The sequence below is a fragment of the Halosimplex halophilum genome (assembly GCF_004698125.1).
Taxonomy (GTDB): Archaea; Halobacteriota; Halobacteria; order Halobacteriales; family Haloarculaceae; genus Halosimplex; species Halosimplex halophilum.
Genome location: NZ_ML214297.1, coordinates 66102 through 83861, shown reverse-complemented (window position 1 = coordinate 83861; position 17760 = coordinate 66102). Strand labels below are relative to the sequence as shown.

Annotated in this window: 18 protein-coding genes; 7 read left to right on the top strand and 11 right to left on the bottom strand. The window is 71.3% G+C overall.

What is annotated here, in order from left to right; translation table 11 throughout:
* Window positions 1-32 precede the first annotated feature (32 nt).
* Together E3328_RS00475 and coaBC are read left to right on the top strand one after the other, a co-directional pair.
* Entirely contained in the window at window positions 33-818 is a 786-nt protein-coding gene (locus E3328_RS00475) for an NAD(P)/FAD-dependent oxidoreductase (RefSeq protein ID WP_135362674.1), read from the top strand.
* 309 nt (window positions 819-1127) lie between these two features.
* Window positions 1128-2285: a bifunctional phosphopantothenoylcysteine decarboxylase/phosphopantothenate--cysteine ligase CoaBC gene (coaBC, locus tag E3328_RS00470; RefSeq protein ID WP_135362673.1), complete on the top strand. Its 1158-nt coding sequence runs from the start codon at window positions 1128-1130 to the stop codon at window positions 2283-2285.
* A gap of 31 nt (window positions 2286-2316) precedes the next feature.
* On the opposite strand, the gene E3328_RS00465 is transcribed toward coaBC, so the two are convergent.
* The 11 genes from E3328_RS00465 to E3328_RS00415 form a co-directional block, all read right to left on the bottom strand.
* Window positions 2317-3657 (bottom strand): glycosyltransferase family 87 protein, encoded by a 1341-nt coding sequence (locus E3328_RS00465; RefSeq protein WP_135362672.1) that lies wholly within the window; start codon window positions 3655-3657, stop codon window positions 2317-2319.
* Between the two features lie 121 nt (window positions 3658-3778).
* On the bottom strand, window positions 3779-4546 hold the full coding sequence (locus tag E3328_RS00460; protein ID WP_135362671.1) for an SAM-dependent methyltransferase: 768 nt from the start codon (window positions 4544-4546) through the stop codon (window positions 3779-3781).
* Window positions 4547-4665: 119 nt separating this feature from the next.
* Window positions 4666-6426 (bottom strand): Na(+)/H(+) antiporter subunit D, encoded by a 1761-nt coding sequence (locus E3328_RS00455; RefSeq protein WP_135362670.1) that lies wholly within the window; start codon window positions 6424-6426, stop codon window positions 4666-4668.
* Complete coding sequence (locus tag E3328_RS00450; RefSeq protein WP_135362669.1) at window positions 6426-8183, bottom strand: cation:proton antiporter; 1758 nt, start codon at window positions 8181-8183, stop codon at window positions 6426-6428. Before E3328_RS00450 ends, E3328_RS00455 begins: the two co-directional genes overlap by 1 nt.
* Window positions 8180-9745, bottom strand: a complete 1566-nt coding sequence (locus E3328_RS00445) for a monovalent cation/H+ antiporter subunit D family protein (RefSeq protein ID WP_135362668.1) — start codon at window positions 9743-9745, stop codon at window positions 8180-8182. The genes E3328_RS00450 and E3328_RS00445 overlap by 4 nt, the downstream gene beginning before the upstream one ends.
* On the bottom strand, window positions 9738-10094 hold the full coding sequence (locus tag E3328_RS00440; RefSeq protein ID WP_135362667.1) for a cation:proton antiporter subunit C: 357 nt from the start codon (window positions 10092-10094) through the stop codon (window positions 9738-9740). The genes E3328_RS00445 and E3328_RS00440 overlap by 8 nt, the downstream gene beginning before the upstream one ends.
* Window positions 10091-10585: an MnhB domain-containing protein gene (locus E3328_RS00435; protein WP_135362666.1), complete on the bottom strand. Its 495-nt coding sequence runs from the start codon at window positions 10583-10585 to the stop codon at window positions 10091-10093. Before E3328_RS00435 ends, E3328_RS00440 begins: the two co-directional genes overlap by 4 nt.
* A complete protein-coding gene (locus tag E3328_RS00430; protein WP_135362665.1) occupies window positions 10582-11118 on the bottom strand; it encodes a DUF4040 domain-containing protein in 537 nt (178 codons plus the stop codon). The genes E3328_RS00435 and E3328_RS00430 overlap by 4 nt, the downstream gene beginning before the upstream one ends.
* Window positions 11115-11429: a monovalent cation/H(+) antiporter subunit G gene (gene mnhG, locus E3328_RS00425; RefSeq protein WP_135362664.1), complete on the bottom strand. Its 315-nt coding sequence runs from the start codon at window positions 11427-11429 to the stop codon at window positions 11115-11117. The genes E3328_RS00430 and mnhG overlap by 4 nt, the downstream gene beginning before the upstream one ends.
* Entirely contained in the window at window positions 11429-11704 is a 276-nt protein-coding gene (locus E3328_RS00420) for a cation:proton antiporter (RefSeq protein ID WP_135362663.1), read from the bottom strand. Before E3328_RS00420 ends, mnhG begins: the two co-directional genes overlap by 1 nt.
* Complete coding sequence (locus tag E3328_RS00415) at window positions 11701-12741, bottom strand: monovalent cation/H+ antiporter subunit E (RefSeq protein WP_135362662.1); 1041 nt, start codon at window positions 12739-12741, stop codon at window positions 11701-11703. Before E3328_RS00415 ends, E3328_RS00420 begins: the two co-directional genes overlap by 4 nt.
* 408 nt (window positions 12742-13149) lie before the next feature.
* Here E3328_RS00415 and E3328_RS00410 point away from each other — a divergent pair, with 408 nt between their 5' ends.
* From E3328_RS00410 to E3328_RS00390, 5 genes are all read left to right on the top strand, one after another.
* Window positions 13150-13620, top strand: coding sequence for a type IV pilin domain-containing protein (locus tag E3328_RS00410; protein WP_135362661.1), 471 nt, complete (start codon window positions 13150-13152; stop codon window positions 13618-13620).
* 216 nt (window positions 13621-13836) lie between these two features.
* Window positions 13837-14421, top strand: a complete 585-nt coding sequence (locus E3328_RS00405; RefSeq protein ID WP_135362660.1) for a DUF7344 domain-containing protein — start codon at window positions 13837-13839, stop codon at window positions 14419-14421.
* A gap of 237 nt (window positions 14422-14658) precedes the next feature.
* Window positions 14659-15201, top strand: coding sequence for a type IV pilin domain-containing protein (locus E3328_RS00400; protein ID WP_135362659.1), 543 nt, complete (start codon window positions 14659-14661; stop codon window positions 15199-15201).
* A gap of 88 nt (window positions 15202-15289) precedes the next feature.
* Complete coding sequence (locus tag E3328_RS00395) at window positions 15290-15778, top strand: hypothetical protein (RefSeq protein ID WP_135362658.1); 489 nt, start codon at window positions 15290-15292, stop codon at window positions 15776-15778.
* Window positions 15775-17751 carry a hypothetical protein gene (locus E3328_RS00390; protein ID WP_135362657.1) on the top strand — a complete coding sequence of 659 codons (1977 nt, stop codon included), beginning with the start codon at window positions 15775-15777 and terminating at the stop codon, window positions 17749-17751. Before E3328_RS00395 ends, E3328_RS00390 begins: the two co-directional genes overlap by 4 nt.
* Window positions 17752-17760 lie beyond the last annotated feature (9 nt).

The window sequence follows — 17760 nt, the reverse complement described above, 5'->3', positions numbered from 1 at the left end:
CGCTTAACCGGACACCCGGGGAACCGACTCCCATGACCGACGAGGACGTGCTCGTGGTCGGCGGCGGCCTGGCCGGCCTGACGGCGGCGCTGTTCACGGCCCGCGCGGGCCTCGACACCCGGGTGGTCTCGACCGGCGAACCGATCCTCCGGCGCAACGCCCACCTGGAGAACTTCCCCGGCTTCCCCGCCGGCGTCAACCCGCGGCTGCTGCTCGACTCGACGCGCGAGCAGGCCGAGCGCAACGGGGTCCGGTTCACCGACGCCCGCGTCGAGCGGGTCTCGCCGCTCGACCCCGACGATCCCTCCTACCCCGAGGACGGCGACCTCGGCCCGGCCGACGAGACGGCGGGATTCACCGTCTCGGTGCCGGACGGCGACGCGCTCACGGCCACGTACGTCGTCGCCGCGTCGTGGTCGGACCCGTCGTACCTCGACGACCTCGACGTGTCGCTGGTCCAGCGCGGGTCCAAGCAGTTCGTCGGCGTCGACGACCTCGGGCGGACGGAGGTCGACGGGCTGTACGCCGCGGGGCGACTCGCGAAGCAGTACCACCAGGCGGTCGTCGCGGCCGGCCACGGCGCCCAGGTGGCGATCACCCTCGTCGAGGACTCGGACCGCCCCTTCTACCACGACTGGGTCGTCCCGGAGGGATACTTCACCGGCCGCGACCGGGAGGTCCCGCCGGGCTGCGAGGAGATCGACGAGGCCGAGCGGCGCCGCCGCGAGGACGAGGCCCGCGCGGCTATCCGGGAGTCCGTGGCCGACCCTCACCCCGACGAGCCGACCATGCACCCAAGCGTCGCCGACGAGGAGTGAGGCCCCGGACAGTCGCGGAACCGGGCGGTCGAATATCCGCCGCTGCGGCCCCGGAGCGCCGCACAACCGCGATCCAGCGGTCGTGCGCGCCCGATGAACGAACGGAACACTGAATAGGTCGCTCGCGACGACTATCCGATGGGTGTCAGAGGCATCCCCCATCGGATCGGGCACCCACTCTCCCCCCTCTCTCGGTCCCCGCTCTCGTCTCTCGACCCGACCAGCGGCGGGTCTCCCGGGTCGCCGTCGCCCGCTTCCCGGCCGCGCGAGCCACCTCTTATAAGTCGCGGCGCGGCCAAGGTGGGGGCGATGCTGGACGGCGTCAACGTCGCGCTGGGGGTCACCGGCTCGATAGCCGCGGTGAAGACGGTCGAACTCGCCCACGAGCTGCGCCGCCGCGGCGCCGATGTCAGAGCGGTCACCACCGACGCCGCCGAGGGGATCGTCCACCCGTGGGCGGTCGAGTTCGCGACCGACAACCCGGTCGTCACCGAGATAACCGGCGCCGTCGAGCACGTCGAGCTCTGCGGCCGCGAGGGCTGGGCCGACGTGCTGCTGGTCGCGCCGGCGACCGCCAACACCGTCGGCAAGATCGCGGCCGCGGTCGACGACACGCCGGTCACCACCTGCGCGACGACCGCCCTGGGCGCGGACGTGCCGGTCGTCGTCGCGCCCGCGATGCACGAGCCGATGTACGACCACCCCGGGGTCCTCGACGCGATCGACCGCGTCGAGTCGTGGGGCGTCGAGTTCGTCGACCCGCGCGTCGAGGAGGGCAAGGCCAAGATCGCCACGGCGGACGCCATCGCGCTGGCGACCGCCCGCGCGGCGACGCCGGACCCCCTGGCCGGCCGTCACGTCGTCGTCACCAGCGGCGCGACCACGGAGTCGATCGACCCGATCCGGACGCTCTCGAACCGGGCGTCGGGCAAGACCGGCCGGGCCGTCGCCCGCGCCTGCTACGTCCGCGGCGCCGACGTGACCCTCGTCCACGACGGCGACGAGGTGCCCTACGCCGCCGTCGAGTCGGTCGAGTCGGCCGCGGAGATGCTCGAAGCCACGCGCGGGGCGGTCGCCGACGCCGACGCGCTCGTCTCGGCGGCGGCCATCTCTGACTACACCGTCGAGCGGCGCGACTCGAAGATCCGCTCGGGCGCCGAGTCGCTGACGCTCGAACTCGAACCGACGCCGAAGCTCGTCGACACGGTTCGCGACGACCACCCCGACCTCCCCATCGTCGGGTTCAAGGCCGAGACCGGCGGGGACGACGACGCCATCGTCGCGCAGGCCCGCGAGCTGCTGGAGCGTGCGGGGATGGCGTTCGTCGTCGGCAACGACGCGAGCGTGATGGCCGCCGACCGCACCCGGGCGCTGGTCGTCCGCCCCGACGACGTGACCGAGTTCGAGGGCGAGAAGGCGGCGCTCGGCGCGCGGATCGCCGAGGAACTCGCCGCGGAACTGGACTGAGGGGTTCGTTCCCCACCCGGTCCAGTGCTTTTCAGTCCCCGTCGGCCGCGCCGGCCGCCGACGTGTTCCCGACGGGCAGGAGGTCCGTCGAGAGGTCGGTCGCCTGAACGACCCGGACGGCGGCGAGGCCGACGAGGACGGCGTTGCCCCACAGGCCGGGCTGGAGGAGCAGATAGACGGGCCGCAGCGCCTCGAAGGCGGGGACGGCGTTCGGGACGGTGACCACGAGGAAGCGCAGCCCGTAGGCGTGGACGTGCAACAGGAGGACGCCCAGGAGGACGAGTTCGGGGGACCCGTCGCGTTCGATTTCGACGGCGAGCAGGACGACCGCCGCCGGCAGCAGGGCGACGAAGTAGTAGGTGTAGGTCTGGGGGGTGAGCAGGGGGAACGCCGCGACGCCGAGCGCGAAGGCGGTCCGGCGCGCTCGCGGCGGCGCGAGGACGGCGAGGCCGGCGATAGCGGCGGAAGCGGCGACTCTGAACGCCTGAGCCGTCCCGAGCGTCGCGTTCGCGGGGAGCCACGCAAGCGGCTTGTAGTACGGCGCGAGCCACAGCGTCGGCGAGCGGGCGCCGTCGCTCCCCTGGGAGACGCCCCACCGCAGCACGTCGAGGTAGGTCTGGTGCGCGTCGACGCCGAAAAACCGGATCGACAGCCAGACGACCGGCGGGACCACGAGGACGGCGCCGACCAGCCGCCGCCGGTCGTGGAGGAGGTGCGCGCCGACGGGCGCGCAGGCGAACTTGACGACCCCGACGACGGCGGTGGCGGCGCCGGCGAGCAGCGCGAGCGGACGGTCCCACAGGTCGGCGTCGGTGGGTCCGTCCGTCGGGCGCCGCGAGCGGCCGTCCCGGACCAGCGCGGCCCCGGCGAACGCGAGCAGCCCGCCCATGAACAGCGCCGTCTGGCCGAGCTTCGCGGTCAGGACGACGGGGTGGAAGCCCGCGACCAGGAGCGCCAGCCCGAGTCGCTCGTACCACCGGAGGTCGTAGCCCAGCGCCGCGACCAGCGCCTGGAGACCGGTCCACAGGAAGACGCCGGTCGCGAGCAGCCACGCCATCGCCCCGTCGCGGAAGGCCAGCAGGGCCTCGAACGGCCAGAACAGCAGGACCACCACGGGCGGGTAGAGGTACGTCCCCCAGAACCCGCCGTCGTCGGTCCGCCGGTACAGCGGCTCGCCTTCCTGCCAGCGGTCGACGGCGCCGGCGTAGGCGCCGAAGTCGCCGAACCGGAAGTCCGAAGCGAACTCGAAGGTCGCCCGGAGCCACCAGTCGACGACCGGGTAGGCCGCCAGCGAGACCGCGAGGAGGGCGGCGACGGCGACCAGCGCCGGCCGCTCGCGGCGGCGCGCCCACAGCCTCCGCAGCAGGGACATGGTCGGCGCTACTGTCGGGTCGTATGAGTGTTTTCCTTGCTATCAAATACCTCTTTGATCCTTCGCAGTCGGGCGATTTCGGTGGTGATAAACGGCGGTCCGCTCGGGGTTCGACCCGCGGTCAGGGCTCGGCGACGACGACCAGCCGCGTCGACTCCCGTTCGAGGGGGTCGCCGTCGAGACCGGTGTACAGCGAGACCGACCCGAAGCCGGCGTCGCGACACAGCGCCGCGAGTTCGGCGGGCGCGTACAGCCGCACGTCGTAGACCATCTCGCCCTCGTAGTCGTACCCCTCGTCGGTCTCGGCGAAGACGCGCCGGGTCGTCTCCATCCGGGCCGTCTCGGGGTCGTACTCGGCGGATTCGACGACGAGGGCGTCGTCGTCCTCGGGGACGGCGGCGGGCCGGAAGTCGGCCAGCACGCCTTCCCGGTTGACGAGTTCGAGGACGAGCGCGCCGCCCTCGGCAGTGCGCTCCGCCATGCCGGCCAGGATCTCGCGGTTCGTCGCCTCGTCGTAGTAACCGAAGGAGGTCCAGATGTTGGCGACGAGGTCGTACTCGTCCGTTCGCTCGTCGAGGTCGCGCATGTCTGCGCGTTCGAGGGTCACCGCGTCGCCGACGCCGCGCTCGACGACCCGCTCGCGCGCCCGGTCGAGGTACGACTCGGAGATGTCGATCCCGCGGACCGGGACGCCGCGCTCGCCGAGTTCGACCGCGTGGCGGCCGATGCCGCAGGCCACGTCCAGCGCCGACGCCGGTTCGATCCCGTGCTCGGCCAGCAGTGCGAGCAGGGCCTCGGTCTCCTCGGCGGCGTCGTCGACGCGGTCCTCCAGGTGGCGGCGGAACACGTCGGGGTTCTCGCGGTAGACCGATTCGGTCCAGTGGGTCATACCGGCGGGTCGACGGCCGGTGTGAAAAGCGACGCGGCGGTGTGAGAACCCGTGGCGGGACCGGGACGGCGGACGGCCACTTCGGTCGGGCGGTCCCGACCACCGGACGGGGTCGCCGGTCAGACGATCAGGACGAAGAGGACGGCGACGGCGACCAGCGCCACGAGCACGACGCTGGTGCCGATGCCCGCCCGCAGGGAGTCGGGCGCGTCGCCGGTCGTCCCCTCGATGGATTCCCGCGGCCGCGTGGTCACGGCGACGGAGCGCTCGGCGAGGCCGACGACGGCGCGGTCGGCCGCGGCGTACAGCTCCGTGACGCCGACGACGAGCGCGCGGGTGCCGTACAGCGCCGCGGGGTTGTACAGGCTGTCGATGTCGGGGACCCGGCCCACCTTCGACAGCGGCTTCTTGATGAGGACGAACCCGACGAGACCGATCGCGGCCAGCGCGACGCCCTCGACGACGTGGTCGACGGTGTACGTCTCGTAGACATGGCCGACGGCCGCGTCGCTGGTCACGTCGAAGGGGAGGATCGCGAACAGCGCGCCGTCGAACAGCCCGTAGAAGACACAGAGGGCGGCGACCGTGACCATCGCGACGGCCTGGCCGCGGTTGGCGTCGGGGACGCTGCCGTCGTACTCGCCGTGGAGGAACGCGTAGTAGCCGAACTTGATGAACGAGAGGAAGGTGCCGACGCCCCCGACCAGGAGGAGCAGTTCCAGGGTGTGGAAGTCGCCGATAGCGAGGGGGCCCGCCGGGAACTCGTAGTGGCTCGCGGAGATGACGATCCCCTTGCTGACGAAGCCGTTGAACCCGGGGAAGCCGGCGATCGACAGCGCGGCGACGGCGAACGAGACGGCGGTGATCGGCATCTCGCGGCCGAGGCCACCGAGTTTCTTCAGGCTCTCCTTGCCCGTCCGGTAGATGACGACGCCGGCGGTCATGAACAGGAGGCCCTTGTAGAGGATGTGGTTGAACACGTGGGCCATCGCGCCGGCCTGGCCGAGCGCGGTGCCGATGCCGACGCCGGCGACCATGTATCCGACCTGCGACTGGATGTGGTAGGACAGCAGGCGGCGCATGTCGTTCTGGAACAGCGCGAAGGTCGCGCCGAAGACAGCCATGATACCACCCATGTAGGCGACGGCGACGTGGCCGTCCGGGAACGCGCGGTACATGCCGTAGACGCCGGTCTTCGTGGTGAACACGCAGAGGAAGACGCTGGCGGCGACGTGCGGGCGCGGGTAGGTGTCGGGCAGCCAGGCGTGCAGGCCGACGAACCCGACGTTGACGCCGATGCCGACCGCCGCCAGCAGGGGGGCGACCTCGCCGGCCATCCCGCCCTCTGCGGCAGAGAAGAGGAAGGATCCGACCTCGACGTAGTGCCAGATCACGGCGCCCAGCAGGAGCGTCCCGCCGACGCCGTGCAGCAGCGCGTAGCGGAAGCCCGCGCGGACTGCCCGGCCGCCGTAGTACCAGACCAGCAGCGTGCTGGTCACGGCCATCAGCTCCCAGAAGAAGATCAGCGACAGCCAGTCGCCGCCGAAGACGGCGCCGAGGCTGGCGGCGACGTAGCTCAGCGCGAAGGCGGTCTGGACCGAGTCGGCCTCCGAATAGTAGGAGTAGACCACCGCCGCGGCGGCGATGAACCCGAAGATCAGGCCCATCAGCGTCGAGAACTCGTCGACGTTGTACAGCACCGCCCGGAAGCCGAACAGCGACACCTCCCAGTGGGTCCCCGCGTCGGTCAGCCAGACGTAGGGGACGACCGCGGCCGACGCGAGGGCGCCCAGCGCGTGGCCGAGTTTCCGGCCGAGGAACGGCAGCAGCAGCGCCGCGACGGCGACGGGGAGGAACGGCGGGACGAGGGGGTCGACCATCAGACGCTCACCCCCGTCACGCCGGAGACGACCAGTCTCACGATCCGCAGGAAGACGGCGGCGTCGGGGACGATCCCGAGGACGACGGAGCCGGTCGCGGCGAAGCAGATGGGGCCGAGCATCAGCCAGGTCGACTCCTCGCCGGTCCACCGGCGGTGTTCCCAGGCCGGGCGCTCGTCGGGACCGTGTTCGCGCTCGATGTGGGCCGCGGCCTCGGCGTCGTCGAGCGGCCCCTGGCCCTCGTGGTCGTCGGCGTAGCCGTGGTCGTCGGCGTGGCCGCGGTCGTCGGCCGGGCCCGCCGACTCACCGTCGGGGTCGTCGTCCGGCCGCCCGCCGTCGGCGGCCACGTCGCGCTCGCCGAAGCGGCCGCCGAGGACGGCCTCGACGAGTGGTTTGGGGTCCTGTTCGCCGGGCGACTCGAAGAAGGCCGTGTAGACGACCGGCCAGAAGTACGCGACGTTGAGGATTCCGGAAACGAGCAGCGCGAGCGTGAAGACGATATCGCCCGTCTCGACGGTGCCGATGAGCAGGAAGTACTTGCTGACGAACCCGGCGGCCAGCGGGATGCCGGCCATGCCGATCGACGCGACGCCGAAGGCGGTCATCGTCAGCGGCATTCGCCTGCCGATGCCGGCCATATTGGAGATGTCGTCGGTGTGGGTCTCGACGTGGATCGCCCCCGCGCAGAAGAACAGCGTGAGCTTCATGAACGCGTGGGCGGGGATGTGCAGCAGGCCGCCGACCAGCGAGTACGGGTGTAACACCGCCAGTCCGAGCACGATGTAGGAGAGCTGGCTCACCGTCGAGTAGGCCAGCCGGCGCTTGAGGTTGTCCTGGCGGAGCGCGATGACGCTGGCGGTGACGAGCGTGAACGCGGCGATCGACGCCAGTATCGTCCCCATCCCGAGCTCGCCCACCAGGTCCGGCCCGAACACGTCGAGCACAACGCGCGCGATGCCGAAGACGCCGGACTTGACGACCGCGACCGCGTGCAGCAGGCCGGAGACGGGCGTCGGCGCGACCATCGCGTCCGGCAGCCACGAGTGGATCGGCATGAGCGCGGCCTTGACGCCGAAGCCGGTGATCAGCAGGGCGAAGGCGACGCGGGCGACGACGGGGTCGGCCGTCGCCAGGTCGGCGATCCCGCCGGCGGCGAAGGCGGTCGTCCCGGGGCCGGCGGGCGAACTCGTCAGCCAGTAGACCAGCACCGCGCCCGCGAGGACGGCGACGCCGCCGCCGAAGGTGTAGGTGAGGTACTTCCGGCCGGCGGCGCGGGCCTCGTCGGTCTCGTCGTGGGCGACCAGCGGGTAGGTAGCGACGGTCAGCAGCTCGTAGAAGACGAACAGCACGAGCAGGTTGCCGGCGAAGGCGATGCCGATCGCCGACGCGAGGCTACCGGCGAACGCCGCGAAGTAGCGCGTCTGGCTGTGTTCGTCGAGCCCGCGCATGTAGCCCATGCTGTAGAAGCTGGTCACCAGCCACAGCAGGCTCGCCAGCAGAGCGAAGAGGATCCCAAGCGAGTCCGCCCGGAGGACGAACTGGACGCCGGGGACGAACGTGCCGAAGTCGGTGACGTAGGTGTCGCCGGCGAGCACGCCCGGCACCATGCTGGCGACGATCCCCAGCTTGGCGAGCGCCGCGAGCACCGTCCAGGCCTCGCGGAGGTTGGGCCGCCCGCGCGAGGCGAGGATCGGGACGATGGCGACTGCCGATACGAGCACTGCGGCGACCGGTCTGAGCGATGTGAGTTCCGTCATGACAGGAGCCGTTCGATGGTCGGTTCGAGGAGCTGTCCGTACTGGAACGCGGCGACGCCGAGGACGATAGCCAGGACGGCCGCGGCGACGACCGTCGCGCGCATCCCGAGGGAGACGCGCGCGGCGGCGAGCGCGTCGCCGGCGGGGGACGAGCCGGCCTCGTCGCCCGTCGGCCCGGTGCCGTCGGTGGCGACGGCCGTCCGGGTCCCGCGCTCGGCGCCGGCCGGTTCGACGTTCGCGTCGGCCGCGGGCGCCTCGCGGAAGTACATCCGCTCGACGATCCGGGCGAAGTACGCGAGCGTGAGCAGCGTGCTCGCGAAGATGACGACCGCGAGCGGCCAGGCCTCGGCCTCGACGGCGCCCAGGGCGACGTACCACTTGCCGACGAACCCGACGGCGGGCGGGACGCCCACCATCGCGAGCGCGAGGACGCCGAACGCCCCCGCGCCGGCGGGCAGGCGCTCGGCCAGCCCGTCGTAGCCGTCGATCGAGCGGGCGCCCGTCTCGGTCGCTATCAGCCCGCTCGTCAGGAACAGGCCGCCCTTCATGACGGCGTGGCCGACGAGGTGGATCGCCGCGCCCGTCAGCGCGGTGGTGTTGGCGACGGCGACCGCCGCGAGGACGAGCCCGAACTGCGACACCGACGAGTAGGCGAGCATCCGCTTGATCTCCGTCTGGCTCACCGCGAGGACGCTCCCGGCGACGATGCTGACGACGGCCGCCGCGGCCAGCAGGGTCCCCGCGAAGCCGTTCGCGGCGAGGAAGTCGACGGTGAAGACGGTGAAGACGATCCGGATCAGGGCGTAGGCGGCGACCGTCGAGACCAGCGCCGAGATGAACGCGCTCACGGAGTCGGGCGCGCCGGCGTAGGCGGTCGGCTGCCAGGTGTGGACCGGGAACACCGCCACCTTGACGAACAGGCCGACGACGAGCAGGCCGAACGCGGCCTGGACGAGCGGGTCCGCGTAACCGACATCGGCGAGCTGGGTCGACAGGTCGTGCATGTTGAGCGTCCCGGTCGCGACGTAGGCGTAGCCGATCCCCAGCAGGAACAGCGACGCGCCGACCGTGCCGACGAGCAGGTACTTCAGCGCCGCCAGCGCGGAGCGGCCGCCCTCGCCGCTGGCGACCAGGGCGTAGGCGGTCAGCCCCGTGATCTCCAGGAAGACGTACATGTTGAACACGTCCCCGGTGATGCTCATGCCGGTCAGGCCGGCGACCAGCAGGAGGTAGGTCGCGTAGAAGGGGTTCGACCGCGGGCCCGCGGTGCGGGCGTACGCGAGGACGCCGACGGAGACGACCGCGACGAGCAGCGCCATCGAGGCCGACAGCCCGTCGACGTAGAGTTCGATCCCGAAGGGGGCGGTGAACCCGCCGACGACGTAGCGGACCGGGTCGTCGCCGAACGCGCGGGTCGCCAGCGCCCCGACCGCGACGACCTGGCCGACCGCGGCGAGGACGGTGATCGGCCAGCCGGTCCGCGGGCGGACGAGCCCGGCGAGCAGCACCGCGACCGACCCCAGGATCGGGAGCGCGACGACGAGGGCGGGCAGGTCACTCATCGTGGCTCACCCGCCTGATGGCGTCCTCGTCGAGCGTGCCGTACGCCTCGTAGACGCGGACGACGAGCCCGAGCGCGACCGCCGTGAGGCTCACCCCGACGACGATGGCCGTGAGGATGAGGACGTGGGGGAGCGGGCTCACGCGCGGCGCGGGCGCGGTGAGCAGCGGCGGGCTCGCGCCGGTCACGAACGCCGACGTGATGAAAAACAGGAAGATGCCGGTCTGGAAGACGTTCATCCCGATCACCTTCTTGACGACGTTGCGGCTGCCGATCAGGGTGTACGTCCCGACGCCCAGCAGCAGGAACGAGACGACGTAGTAGAGGCGGTCGGCGAGGAGGTCTATCATGCGAGATCACTCCCACTGTCGCCCACTCCCGCGGCGATGACGAAAAAGAGGCCGGTCACGATTCCGGAGACGACCAGCCCGATCGCCAGCTCGACGAGCTCGATGCCGTACTTGGTGGCGTGGTAGATGCCGTAGACCTCGTACTCCAGGAAGTCCCCGCCGAGCGCGACCGACCCGAGTCCGATCAGGAGGAACGCGAGCACGCCCAGGCCGACCAGCGCGACCGCGAGGCGCGGGCCGACCCAGTCGCGGGTCGTCTCGATGCCGAAGGCGATCCCGAGCATGAGCACGACCGTCCCGACGATGACGCCGCCCTGGAACCCGCCGCCGGAGGAGTCGGCCCCGTGGAACATCACGAACAGCCCGAGCGTGAAGACGAACGGCGTGATCACCCGGACGGTGGTCATGATGATCGGGCTCTCGACGTAGAGCCCCTCGCCGCTCTCGGCCACGGGCTCGTCCTCGACGGGCGCCCCCTCCGCGTCGCTCATCCGAGCACCTCCCTGTCGAGGACGACCAGCAGGCCGATCCCCGCCGAGTAGACGACGACCGCCTCGCCGAGCGTGTCGAACCCGCGGTAGGCCGCGAGCACGGCCGTCACCGCGTTCTGCACCTGGGTCTCCTCGTAGGCGTTGTCGAGGTAGTACTCGGTCACGTTGTCGGTCGCGACCGCGGAGTCGGCCGACCCGACCGCCGGGAGCGCGACGAGCGTCGTCGACAGGGCCGCGACGAGCGCGACCGAGACGGCCAGCGCGCGCAGGTCCACCGACTCCAGGACCGCCTCGTCGGACGGCCGGACGGTCTTCGCGATGGTCAGGAGCAGGAGGATCGTCATGATCCCGGCGCCGACCGCCGCCTCGGTGAGGCCCACGTCGGGCGCCCGGAGGAACACCCAGATGACGGCGATCCCGAGGCTGTACGCCCCGAAGGCGATGATCGACCCGAGCACGTCCCGGAGCATGGCCGTCGCGAGGGCACAGCCCAGGACGAAGACCACGAGTCCGACCTCGAGCAGCCCGGTCATTGTCCGTCGTCCTCCTTCGTCCACGGTTCGATCCCCTGTTCGGCGGCCGCCCGCGTGATCGCGTGGGCGGCGGTCGGGTTCGTGATGAACATGAATACGAGCAGGAGCACCGCCTTCACGGTCGACATGGTCGTCCCGAAGGAGAGGGCGACCGCGGAGAGCGTCAGCACGGCGCCGAGCGTCTCGCTCTTGGAGGTGCTGTGGGCGCGCGTGTACAGGTCCGGCAGCCGGACGAGTCCGACAGCGGCGACCAGCGCGAAGAACACGCCGCCGGCGGCCAGGCCCAGCACCGCGAGCTCGCGGGGCGTCATCAGAGCACCCCCCCGCGCTCGACGGTGAACTTCGAGATGGCGATGCTCAGCAGGAAGTTCAGCAGCGCGTACACCAGCGCGATGTCGAGCGCGCCGGGTTCGCCGATCGCGGCCGCCAGCAGCGCGATGACGATGACGACGTTCGACCCGATGACGTTGACCGCGATGACCCGGTCGGGCATCGTGGGCCCGTCGACGATCCGGTAGAGCGCGACCAGCGACGTGAGGACGAACGCGGCGGCGGCCCCCAGCAGGACGTTCTCGACGAGCGTCACGACTCCTCACCCTCCTCCGTCGAACGTTCCTTCGGCGAGGGGATGCGCGCGCCGCCCCGGCCGTAGAAGACGAACCGGACCGCCCGCTCCAGCGACCCGCCGAACAGGTCCTCCCGGGCGTCCCGCGTCAGCGTGTGGACGGTGAAGTGCCGCCGGGACACGTCGACTGTCAGCGTCCCCGGCGTGAGCGTGATGCTGTTGGCCAGCGTCGTGACCGACAGCGGCGACCACACGGCGGCGTCGAACTCGACCATCTTCGGGTCGATCGGCAGCGACGGGTGGAGCACGACGTAGGCGATACTGAGGTTCGCCAGGGCGATCTCCCAGAGCAGGTACGGCACGTACAGCAGCAACCGCGCGAGCCGCTGGACCGTCCGGACGGGCTCGACCGGCTCGGTCAGCGAGACGCCCCACAGCGCGACCGCGACGATGCCGGCCGAGATGGCGCCCGTGACGAGCTCGAACCTCGCCAGCGACCCGGCCAGCAGCAGATAGAAGAGGAAGGAGACGCCGAACAGCGCGAAGAACTGCGCGACGGTCCCGCGTTTGACCAGCAGCGGACTCCGCCGCTGGCGCTGGACCGGAGCCTCCTCGACGTCGAGGCCGGCCCGCCGGACCTCGCCCTCCAGCGGCGGGAGCAGCGGCGTCGTCCCCAGGGGGTTGAACTCCGGGTCGAACACCGCGCGGTCGAGGTCGTGGCCGTCCGCGTAGCTGGTGAGCACCTCGGCGTAGTCGCCCGGGCTGAACAGGTACTCGCCGGTCCCGACGAGACCGGTCTCGACCGCCACCGCCCCGGCGTCGTCGCCCAGGTCCTCCTCCGCCCAGACGGTCACCTTCTCCAGGAGCTCGCGCGCCCGCTCGGTCTCCCGGGAGTCCTCACCGATGGTCAGCCGCTCGGAGACCGGGTAGACGAAGTGGACCGCGGCGCGGTCGCCCGTCGCGTCGGCGGCGTCGAGCGCCTCCCCGACCGCGTACGCGACGGTGTTCCGGAGCGTCGGCGACTCCGAGACCGGCACGAGCAGGCGGGCTCCGCTCACTGGGCCGACCCACCCGGTTCGACCGGCGCCGTTCGGACGAAGATAGCTGGCATCAATCGTTCGGTTGGTTCTTATCCGGAACTCGTTAAAGGATTTCTTTCTCCCCCGACAGCGCGTCGATCTGTCCGGTCTCCGCCCGGCCGTCGGCGGTTCGTCCGACCGCCGGTCGCCGTCGCCGCCCCGGGTCACCGCACGTCGGTCGACCGGACCCCGCCAGAATCAGTTTTCGATACGCGGATAGCCGGGATTGAATTTGCGATTTTGATAATACGGTAGTGAGCCTTATGTGTCGTGCTGGGAGAGTCACAGGTGACACGCACCGAACGCCGCCGGGACCGTCGAGGATGGCTCGGTCCGGCCGGCGACCTCGCTGGGGATCCCCCCACGCATCGGGCGTGACGACAACCCATGAAACTCAAGCAACTACTCAACGACGACGACGCGGTGTCGCCGGTCATCGGCGTCATCCTGATGGTGGCGATCACGGTCATTCTGGCGGCCGTCATCGCGACCTTCGTCCTCGGACTCGGCGACCAGGTCAGCAACACCTCCCCCCAGGCATCGTTCAGCTTCGAGTGGAACGGCGCCAGCGGCGAGGAAGCGACGCTGCGCGTCACGCACGACGGCGGCGAGACGATCCAGGCCCAGAACCTCTACCTCCGCGGGTCGGAGGGGAGCGCCGGAAGCAACGACGCCGACCCGGCGCTCGGACAGAGCTGGAACGAGTACAGTTCGGCCGGCCCGACCTCCGAGGTCCAGGCCGGGATGACCGCGAGCGTCGACTACATCGGTTCGGACGGCGAGATCAGCCTGGTCTGGCAGAGCTCGACCGGCGAGAGCTCCACCACGCTGAAAGAGTGGACCGGCCCCACGGCCTGACCGACGGCGTCCACTCTCCGCCCGGTGGCCCGGGCGGTCCGACCTCATCTCTCGGTTCTGATTTCTCGCGCCGGTCTCACTCGTGAGAACTGAGATCGGTCACGGTTTCGACCCCTAGTCTCGACCGACGGCTCCGAAACGCTCTTAGCACATGCCCATAGAATCACACATCATCGACGGGGCGGAGACGACCTCTCACGAGGACGGGTCTGACACATGAGCAACGAGACGAGACGGTTTTCGACCGGAGCGGACGGGAACGAGGAGCTGTCGAAGGGGGAGATCTTCGACGTGTTGCAGAACCAGCGCCGGCGGTACGTCCTGGAGTATCTCAAGCGCTTCGAGGAGCCGGTGGGGCTGAGCGACCTGGCCACCCAGGTCGCCGCCTGGGAGTACCAGCGGCCGGTCGAGGAGGTGACCAACGACCAGAAGAAGCGGGTCTACACGACCCTCCAGCAGACCCACCTCTGCAGGATGGAGGAGGCCGGGATCGTCGAGTACGACACCGAGAACAACACGGTCGCGCGGACGCCCTACACCGAGGAGCTGACCGTGTACCTGGAGATCGTCCCGGGCTCGGAGTTCCCCTGGCGGGAGTTCTACCTCTCGCTCGGGTCGATCAGCTGCGCCGTCGTCGCCGCGCTGTGGACCGACCTCTACCCGCTCACGCTGCTGACGCCGCTGGAGTGGGCGACAGTCATCGCCGCGACGTTCACCGTCGCCGCGGCCTACCACACCTACAGCGGCGCCGACATGCAGCTCGGCGACGACGAGTACGTCCCCGACGAGTTCGACCGGTAGCACACCGGCGGTCCGGTCGACCTGTCGTCACGGCTCGGCACGGCCGGACCCGGCGATTGCGACGCCTTCGCGCCCAATTTTCCGAACTGATATCTGGAAGGCCTCCGCTCAAGGTGCGTCTGAACCCACGGATCCCGGTGAACGGTGGTCGGGATTAAGTACTGATACCGCCGGAGGTGCCGACAGCATTCCCGGCTCGCGGCGGGCTCGCGCCGGCCGGACGGGGTGCAGGCACACATGAGACTCAAGCAACTACTCAACGACGACGACGCGGTGTCGCCGGTCATCGGCGTCATCCTGATGGTAGCGATCACGGTCATTCTGGCGGCGGTCATCGCCTCGTTCGTCCTCGGACTGGGGAACCAGGCACAGCAGGGCGCACCGACTGCGACGATCGGGATGGACTACGAGGAGATCGAGGAGAACTCGGGGGGCTCGAACTGGGGCGCGCTGGTCGTCTCGCACGACGGCGGCGACTCCGTCTCGAGTAACGAACTGTACATCCGCGGGAGCGGGTTCAACGGGACGGCTATAAGTGGGACTACGATCGACAGCGGGACCGATCTGGAGACCTTCGTCCGCAACAGCGGCGGCCCGCAGATCCACCACACCAGCGCGGGCGCCTGGAACGGCACGGCCAGCGGCGACGACAGCGCCGTCGTCTCGGGCGACCGCGCCGGCGTCTACGCGAGTTCGGACTACGAGATCAGCGTCGTCTACCAGGCCCAGGAGGGCGACACCTCCTCGACGCTCAACGAGCAGGAAGGCCCCGACGCCTGATTCGGGCCACCGCTTCTCGGTTTTGCGGTTTCGACGGTCGCCGGCCGCGGCCGTCGGCTTTATTCCGGTCGGGCGCAGTCATCCGCCAATGGATCGGGGTCGAGTCGCCGTCTACGCCGCCGCCGCGGTCATCGTCGCGGTGACCGTCCTCAGCGGCCCCGCCGTCGGCCTCGTCGACCTGACGACGCCGCGATACGACATGTCCGGCCTCGGCGAGGGGTCGGTCGCCGTCGACGAGGTCGACCTCCCCGCCTCGGTCTCGCTCGACCGCGGCTACCAGTCCCGGTCGTACTACCTCACCGTCCCCGACGCGCGGGTCCGCCTCGCGGCCGTCGACGGCAAGCCGACCGTCGCCTACGGGATCGACATCCCCGCGCTGGGCTACTCCCGGTCGACGACGCACTTCCTGCGCGACGGCGACGCCGGCTGGGCCTCGCTGTCGCTGCGCGAGGACACCTTCGCCGAGGACGCCGTCGACGCCGACCGCTACGAGGGGGAACTGTCGCTCGTGGTGCGCGACAGCAACGGGAAGTCAGTCGTCGCCAACCGGACGGTCCCGGTGGAGGTGCGCGAATGAGTACGGGACGGGGCCGGGCGCTCGCCACGGCAGACGCCCGCGAGCGGCTGGGAGCGGCCCGGACGCTGCTCGTCCGCGCGCTCGTCGGCGACCGCCTCGGCCTCGTCGTCTTCCTCGGGACGCTGCTCGCCGTCGGGACCACCTGGCGGCTCGGCGTGTTCATCAACGACAGCTACACGCTGGCGAACGCGCTGGTCGCGCTCGCCGACGGGAGCCTCGTCGTCGACGAGGCGGTCTACGGGTCGCTCGAAGCGCCCGGGATGCAGGTCCACGACGGGCGGCTCTACGGACGCAACTACGGGCAGGTCGCGTTCGCCCTCCCGCTGCTGTGGGGCCTGCGGGCCGCGACGGCGGTCGCAGACCCGGGGCTCGTCTTCGCGACAGCGTGGTCGCTGCTCGCGCTCGCGTTCGCCGTCCAGGTCGGCCGTCTCGTCGGCCGGGAGTCGCTCCTCGGGACCGCGGGTGCCGTCCTCGCGCTCGCTGCGTTCGCCGGCAACGCCGCGCTGGCGGAACCGATCCCCGCACAGCTTTTGGCGCTCGCGGCGCTCCAGCTCGGGACCGTCCTCGCCGCGGCGTTCATCGCGACCACGGTCTATCGACTCCTCGCGCGCGTCCACGACCGCCGGGTCGGCGTCGCCGCGGCCGTCGGCGCCGCGCTCGCGACGCCCGTCGCGTTCTGGGCGGCCATCCCGAAGCGCCACGTCACCGTCACGGCGCTCGTCGTCGGCGTCGTCTACGCGTTCTACCGGAGTCGTTCGGACGCCCGGGGCGCCGACGCCGCCGGAGACCCGCTGCTCTCGCCGACCGGGTTCCGCGCGCTGGCCTACGCCCTCGTCGGGCTCTGCACCTGGGTCCACGCGGGCGAGGCGTTCGTCCTCTTCCTCGCGCTGGTCGCCGTCGACCTGCCGACCGCGCCGTCGAACGACCGGCGGACCCTCGCCGTCGTCGGGGCGGCCTTCGCCGCGTCGCTCGTCCCCTTCTTCGTGACGAACACAGCCATCTCCGGGGACCCGGTCCGCCCCCCGCGGATGCTCTCGGAGTTCGGCGCCCCCACCGCCGACGCCACGTTCGGCGGCGGTAGTGGTGGGAACGGCGCCGGGGACGGGAGCGCCGCGAGCGGCGGCGGCGCCGCGCCGCTCCTGCCGGCCCCGGTCCGCGCGCTCGCCGCGACGGCCGTCGAGCGGCTCGGGCTCCTCTTCGGCCCGTTCGTCGCCGGCGCGAAGTCGCTCGTCTCCGACCCCGAGTCGCTGTACCGGACGTTCGTCCGCGCCGGCTACGACGGCTACATCGGCCGCCACGACAACGACCAGGCGATCAACCTCTCGGTCCTCGAATCGGCGCCGCTGTTCGCGGGCGTCGCCGCGCTGGCCGCGACCGGCGGCCGCCGGGCGGCCGTCGCCGTTCGCCGCGACGCGGCCGAACCGCTCGGCGCCCGCGTTCGACGGACGGTCCGGACCGTCCGCACGGCTCCGACGACGGCCACCGACGCGTTCGTCGCCGTCCTCGCCGTGCTGTTCACGCTGGTCTACCTCCCGAGTCTCCCGCTGTTCGCGCAGGTGACCGTCCGGTACCTCCTGCCGGTGTACGTCCTGGCCGTCTACGCGCTGGCCCGCCAGCGGTGGGCCCGCCGGGTCCTCGCCGAGCGCGGGCGGACGGTCCTGTGGAGCTACCTCGGCGGCGTCCTCCTGGGCGCGCAGCTGCTGTTCGTCGTCGTCACGGTCGGCTCGTTCGGCCGCGGCGGCGCCTTCCAGCTCCACGCCGTCGTCGGGCTGGTCGTCGGCGGCGCGTTCGCCCTGTCGGCCGCCGGCAGCGCCCTCGACGAGCGGTTCGACCCGGCGACGGCCGCCGCCGGCGGGCTCGCCGCGGCGCTCGGAACGGACCTGGCGCTCTGCTCGGCGCTCGTGTACTTCCGGTACGGGCCCCACGTCCTGCCGGTCGTCGACTGGCTCGCGGACCTGCTGGCGTCGGCGTAGCTAGTCAGG

Coding starts and splice junctions, on each gene's coding strand:
- E3328_RS00440 (WP_135362667.1), bottom strand. CDS start 10,094: ATGATAGACCTCCTCGCCGACCGCCTCTACTACGTCGTCTCGTTCCTG.
- E3328_RS00450 (WP_135362669.1), bottom strand. CDS start 8,183: ATGACGGAACTCACATCGCTCAGACCGGTCGCCGCAGTGCTCGTATCG.
- E3328_RS00465 (WP_135362672.1), bottom strand. CDS start 3,657: ATGTCCCTGCTGCGGAGGCTGTGGGCGCGCCGCCGCGAGCGGCCGGCG.
- E3328_RS00445 (WP_135362668.1), bottom strand. CDS start 9,745: ATGAGTGACCTGCCCGCCCTCGTCGTCGCGCTCCCGATCCTGGGGTCG.
- E3328_RS00435 (WP_135362666.1), bottom strand. CDS start 10,585: ATGAGCGACGCGGAGGGGGCGCCCGTCGAGGACGAGCCCGTGGCCGAG.
- coaBC (WP_135362673.1), top strand. CDS start 1,128: ATGCTGGACGGCGTCAACGTCGCGCTGGGGGTCACCGGCTCGATAGCC.
- E3328_RS00395 (WP_135362658.1), top strand. CDS start 15,290: ATGGATCGGGGTCGAGTCGCCGTCTACGCCGCCGCCGCGGTCATCGTC.
- E3328_RS00455 (WP_135362670.1), bottom strand. CDS start 6,426: ATGGTCGACCCCCTCGTCCCGCCGTTCCTCCCCGTCGCCGTCGCGGCG.
- mnhG (WP_135362664.1), bottom strand. CDS start 11,429: ATGACGCCCCGCGAGCTCGCGGTGCTGGGCCTGGCCGCCGGCGGCGTG.
- E3328_RS00475 (WP_135362674.1), top strand. CDS start 33: ATGACCGACGAGGACGTGCTCGTGGTCGGCGGCGGCCTGGCCGGCCTG.
- E3328_RS00405 (WP_135362660.1), top strand. CDS start 13,837: ATGAGCAACGAGACGAGACGGTTTTCGACCGGAGCGGACGGGAACGAG.
- E3328_RS00400 (WP_135362659.1), top strand. CDS start 14,659: ATGAGACTCAAGCAACTACTCAACGACGACGACGCGGTGTCGCCGGTC.
- E3328_RS00410 (WP_135362661.1), top strand. CDS start 13,150: ATGAAACTCAAGCAACTACTCAACGACGACGACGCGGTGTCGCCGGTC.
- E3328_RS00390 (WP_135362657.1), top strand. CDS start 15,775: ATGAGTACGGGACGGGGCCGGGCGCTCGCCACGGCAGACGCCCGCGAG.
- E3328_RS00430 (WP_135362665.1), bottom strand. CDS start 11,118: ATGACCGGGCTGCTCGAGGTCGGACTCGTGGTCTTCGTCCTGGGCTGT.
- E3328_RS00460 (WP_135362671.1), bottom strand. CDS start 4,546: ATGACCCACTGGACCGAATCGGTCTACCGCGAGAACCCCGACGTGTTC.